Consider the following 4,900-nt stretch of genomic DNA (forward strand, 5'->3'; position numbering starts at 1 on the left):
TTCTAAAGTTAAGTCTTTCCCTTAACCTATTGTCCATTTAAAGATAGCAACTCCAGACAACAAAAATCTTCCTTTTACTTTTGCCAGTAAAGACAGCAAGTTCTCAAAATCCTGTTCGTTTTAACAATCATAGTGGCTGCAGTCCGATAGCCATAATCTAAATTTTAACATCTTTATTTATATTAGTCAATTATGAATTAGGATGAAAGAATACTTCAAACCACTTGCCCGTTTTAAAAAGCGCGAACATCCTTTCGACATCGGAAAGCCTTTTTCCTGGTGGAAAGGGCATTACGACCGCCATTTCCTGAATAACCTATATCAGCGAAAAGAAAGCGAGTTTGAAGCATTTTACAAATATCACCTGGATCATTTTCTGACGGTCAATGCAGGATCGCAGGAGGTTGAGTTTTACAAGCATTTACGCGACCTTATCCAGGACGGGATTGCGGTACTGATCAAAGAAGACAAACCTGGCTCGAAAACTAAGCACGAGCGAACCAATATACAAAAAACGCAGCTGCGGGCTTTTGCCGGTTACCTGGATTCCATTGACCAGTGGGCCGTTCGCCCCCGGCTTGAGGTCTACACAGAAAAGGACGCAACCATTGCAAGACAACAAAACGAGATCGCAGCATTAGAAAAGCAGATCAGCGAAATGAAGGAATACGACGTGGTACAGAAGATCAGGATAGAGGAAGGGCATTTGCCAACAGTGATTGACCTGATTCAGCAACTCCGCGACCTGCAATTGCCCGCTGGCAGGAACCTGCTCCGCTGCGATTACAAAACGCCCTATTACAAGATGATCAGCAAGTATTTTTCCCTTGGTGGTAAAGACATACCCATAGAAACTGCCAAGAATTATTTCTCCGATAAACAAAACGATGTAAGTGTCAAAGGCATTTTAGTTCCATCCGAAAACAAGCTGTTTAAGATCGTATTTGACACGCCAAAAAAGGCGGTCAGGAAGAGTAATAAGGCTTAAAAGCCTTTCCTAATAGCTGTTTACGAGTTTTCACCCCATTTTTTCGTCGGTGGCTTAACCTTCATTAATTCAACTATTTGAGTTCAACAACACCCATCTTGTTCGCCTTTTATACATGACCATCGGGATCCGTTGGTCATGAGACCGGCTATTTCGCATCATACATTCGTCCTGTTAACCAAAAAACGGCGTACAGATGCAAGTAGAGCTATTAACTAAAGAAGACCTGAAACAGTTCAAGGCAGAACTGGTACAGGAACTAAAGGGCGCATTCGGCCGAGGTGCAAAACCACCAAACAAGGAATGGCTAAAAAGTAGCGAGGTAAGAAAGCTGCCGGGCATCTCGCCAGGCACGCTGCAAAACTTGCGTATTAACGGTACGCTGACCTATTCCAAAATAGGCGGTATAATGTATTACCGTTACCAGGACATCATGAAGCTGTTAGAGAAAGGAGGTGTTAAATGAAAAAGGCACCTGCCGAACTGGCCTTGCTAAAAGCCATCCAGCGGCACACAGGGCTTGGCCCTTTTCATATCAGCCTGTATTCGGCCATGCTTTGCTTGTGGCAGGAACAGCAGTACAGCATTCCGTTCCGGGTAACGCGGAGCAGGCTGATGCAGGCCTCCGGTATCCGATCCCCGGCCACACACCACAAATGTTTAAAGGAGCTGATCAAAGAAGAGTACATCATTTACGAGCCTTCTTTTGATAAGCACACCGCCAGCCGAATCACCTTAATTACGGACAAGGCAAGGATGTAGAATCAAGTAACACAGGTATGTAAAGTGAACAGCTTAAGACTATTTGCGATATGGAATACTAGGGACGGAAAGTCTTCCGGTATTTTACTCGTCATTAAGTAGCAAGTTTGTGTATTTGCCCCCGCAAATACTTCCCGGACGGCCTGCGGCCGCCGGGTAAACTTGCCACCTGCGCCTGTTAGTTGCAGGTGGGAAAAGAACAGATGGACTGATCAATTGATAGGATGATTGCAAGAAATTAAGGAGGAACGATGGGAACCAGCGAAAAAGAAAAGCACAGCAAGCCAGCGGCAGATCGCCCGAAACATAAAGGTGGCAGGCCGAAACTTGCCGTCCGGCGAGAAAGGGAAATGAAGATCAGGCTGAGCAACAAAGAAGAATTCTATATTAAAATGAAAGCAAAACAAGCCGGTATGCAAACCAGCACCTGGTTTCGCGCAGCGGCTCAAAACGCGAAGATCGTTCCGCGCCTGTCGGTCGAAGACCGCGGCCTTTTGCACATGCTGACCGGTATAGCCAATAACCTGAACCAGCTAACCAAGCAAGCCAACATAGGCAACCTGCTGATTATTGCACGGAAATGTCATGAGCTGTTGGGCGAAATAGATAATGCCCTAAAACACTTTAACCGCGATGATCGGCAAGATACCTAAACCCGGAAAAAGCTTTGGCGGCTGCGTGAAGTACAACGTGCTGAAAAAGGATGCTGCTATTCTGTATGCCGAAGGCGTACGTAAAGGCAACATCGAACAAACCATCCGTGATTTTAACATGCAACGAAAGATGAACCCGGGATTAGGTCAGGCAGTCGGCCATATTGCATTAAGCTGGAGCGTAAACGATTTGGATAAATTGAATGATGAACTGATGGTGGAGATTGCCAGCGCCTACCTGCAAAAAATGAAGGTACAGGATACGCAAGTATTAATGGTCCGTCATCATGACCGGAACCACCCGCACCTGCATTTAGTCTATAATAGGGTAGATAACCAGGGAAAGACCTTATCTGACCGCTTTCAGCGGCAGAACAATATCAAAGTTTGCAGAGAACTCACGGAGAAATACGGCTTCTACATTGCCCCTAATAAGGAAAACGTAAACCGGCAGCAGCTTAGGGGAGAGGACAAAGTGAAGTATAACCTGTTCGATGCGATCAAGTTCGCAAAGAACCAGGTTAGCAGCATGAAGGAGTTGAAAATCGTGCTGAAGCAAAAAGGCATTGACATGCAGTATAAATATAAGAGCGGTAGCAGAGAAATCCAGGGCATCAGTTTTAGTAAGGACGGCTACAAATTCAAAGGCTCGGAGATCGACCGCAGTCTGAGTTATGGCAAGCTTAGCCGGGCCATTGCGGATCGGATCCAAGAAGAAAAGGAACAGCAGCAACAGCAATACACGCAGGAGCAGAGAAAGGAATGGCAGCAAAAACAAGATCAGCCACCATCTAAAGGCGAACTAAAGGCTCTGGCCGATCAGATCAGGGAAGCGATGAAAGAAAATCAGGACAGCAGGCAACCGGTCATCCCGGATAATAGTCAGGCCAGCCAGTATAACGAAACGGTACACGAAGAAGACAGCACCCTGAAAACCGTGATCACCGGCGGCATGGGGTTACTCGAAGAAATGCTGGGCAACATCGAGGCGGAGCCAGACTTTCCTGGCAAAAAGAAAAAGAAAAGCCAGCAGCAGGGCGAGGAAAAATACCGCGGCCCGGGAAGATAACCGGGAATTATTAAACTACAAACGAAAAGAAAAATGGACAACGCCAATTCAAATAATAAAATTATCAATGAGGAGATCATTGATAATTTAGTGCTACAAGTAAACGCTTTAGAAAAGCGGGAAGTTAAACTGCCGGACTATAACGAACGGTTTAGTGTCATAGAAAGTTTGATTATAAGATTGCTACCCGACCAGGAGGAACTTACCGAAATTCTGAAAGCCGAGATTAACCGGCATAACCTGGCATACCCGGCACAGCAGATACAATCCCAGATCGACCAATTACGAAACGAACTCGCACTGATCCCCAAAGTGATCCCGGTAAAAAACCATCATCATCTTGATGTGAAGACCAGGCCAATTATCATTGCAGGTACCCTGTTGCTAGTTTTTGTTGCCTTAAGTGCCGGCCTGAATATTTACCTGTGGACAGCGAACAGTCGTCTTGAAGCAAATGACATTAAATTCCGCATGACCAGGCAAATGTATCCTAAAGAGGCAAAGGAGGCAGACACTGCATATGCCCGAGACCCGTCAGCAATGGAAAAGCTGACTGTTAAATACGAAACCGAGGCGTTGGAAAGGTCTAAAGCGGCAGATATCGCCGAGCAAAAGGAACGTGAGGCTAAGGACGCAAAGGATAAGCTGAAAAAATTAAAAAAGCATCGCCTTTGAAATGTAGTAGCTACTTAAAAATTACTACGCATTGATTTTTTGTCAGCAGGACTTGTTATCTCAATCAAGAATAACCCTTGAATTGATTTTTTTTCGCGGGCAATCTTGATAATAGAAATACTGCTGTAAGGAGTTAGATGCTGAAAGAATTCCAGTTAGGTTATTTCTAAGGGAAAACCGCCAACAAACAGTCTTAACCCCAATGTCATTAAGTTAAGACAACGTGCTCCGGAGAGAGGTTGTAAAGACACCATTATTAAATAAATTACACTTGTAGTTGATTAATTACAATATTAGTTCTATACTTGTGCCATGAAACGTAGACTCAGCGAAAAAGAGGAAGCTTTAATGCATATTGTCTGGACCAAAGGGCCCGTATTCTCCAAAGAAGTCCGTGAAGCTTTGCCTGACCCTAAACCCCATATCAGCACCGTATCTACTATAATGCGCCGCCTGGTTGAAAAAGGCTTTCTGTCTATAGAAGACTTTGGCCCGACCCATCGTTATTCGGCAACTATCAGCATGAAAGATTATACAACCCAATTCGTCCAACCGCTGTTGGCTGGTTTGTTTGGCAATTCCATTAAAAACGCCATCACCTTTTTTGCCGAACAGGAACAGGTGTCTATTGAGGAGCTACGGGAAATTATGGAAATTATAGAAAAACAAAAAAAATGACAATTATTTTCTATTTTCTAAGCTGGACTTTAGCCAAAAGTTAGAGCCTGTCAACTGAAAGGGAATAAGTATGTT

Annotated in this window: 7 protein-coding genes; all 7 read left to right on the forward strand. The window is 44.6% G+C overall.

What is annotated here, in order from left to right:
* Positions 1–202 precede the first annotated feature (202 nt).
* On the forward strand, positions 203–988 hold the full coding sequence (locus Q0192_RS10055) for a hypothetical protein (protein WP_299289350.1): 786 nt from the start codon (positions 203–205) through the stop codon (positions 986–988).
* Positions 989–1,184: 196 nt separating this feature from the next.
* Positions 1,185–1,454: a helix-turn-helix domain-containing protein gene (locus tag Q0192_RS10060; RefSeq protein WP_299289351.1), complete on the forward strand. Its 270-nt coding sequence runs from the start codon at positions 1,185–1,187 to the stop codon at positions 1,452–1,454.
* Positions 1,451–1,750 (forward strand): hypothetical protein, encoded by a 300-nt coding sequence (locus Q0192_RS10065; RefSeq protein ID WP_299289352.1) that lies wholly within the window; start codon positions 1,451–1,453, stop codon positions 1,748–1,750. Before Q0192_RS10060 ends, Q0192_RS10065 begins: the two co-directional genes overlap by 4 nt.
* Before the next feature lie 251 nt (positions 1,751–2,001).
* Positions 2,002–2,403 carry a plasmid mobilization relaxosome protein MobC gene (mobC, locus tag Q0192_RS10070; protein WP_299289353.1) on the forward strand — a complete coding sequence of 134 codons (402 nt, stop codon included), beginning with the start codon at positions 2,002–2,004 and terminating at the stop codon, positions 2,401–2,403.
* Positions 2,384–3,472, forward strand: a complete 1,089-nt coding sequence (locus Q0192_RS10075) for a relaxase/mobilization nuclease domain-containing protein (RefSeq protein ID WP_299289354.1) — start codon at positions 2,384–2,386, stop codon at positions 3,470–3,472. Before mobC ends, Q0192_RS10075 begins: the two co-directional genes overlap by 20 nt.
* Positions 3,473–3,505: 33 nt before the next feature.
* Positions 3,506–4,147: a hypothetical protein gene (locus Q0192_RS10080; protein WP_299289355.1), complete on the forward strand. Its 642-nt coding sequence runs from the start codon at positions 3,506–3,508 to the stop codon at positions 4,145–4,147.
* 312 nt (positions 4,148–4,459) lie between these two features.
* Positions 4,460–4,825: a BlaI/MecI/CopY family transcriptional regulator gene (locus Q0192_RS10085; RefSeq protein ID WP_299289356.1), complete on the forward strand. Its 366-nt coding sequence runs from the start codon at positions 4,460–4,462 to the stop codon at positions 4,823–4,825.
* The last annotated feature ends 75 nt before the right edge of the window (positions 4,826–4,900 follow it).

The organism is uncultured Mucilaginibacter sp. (genome assembly GCF_937859865.1).
Lineage (GTDB): Bacteria > Bacteroidota > Bacteroidia > Sphingobacteriales > Sphingobacteriaceae > Mucilaginibacter_A.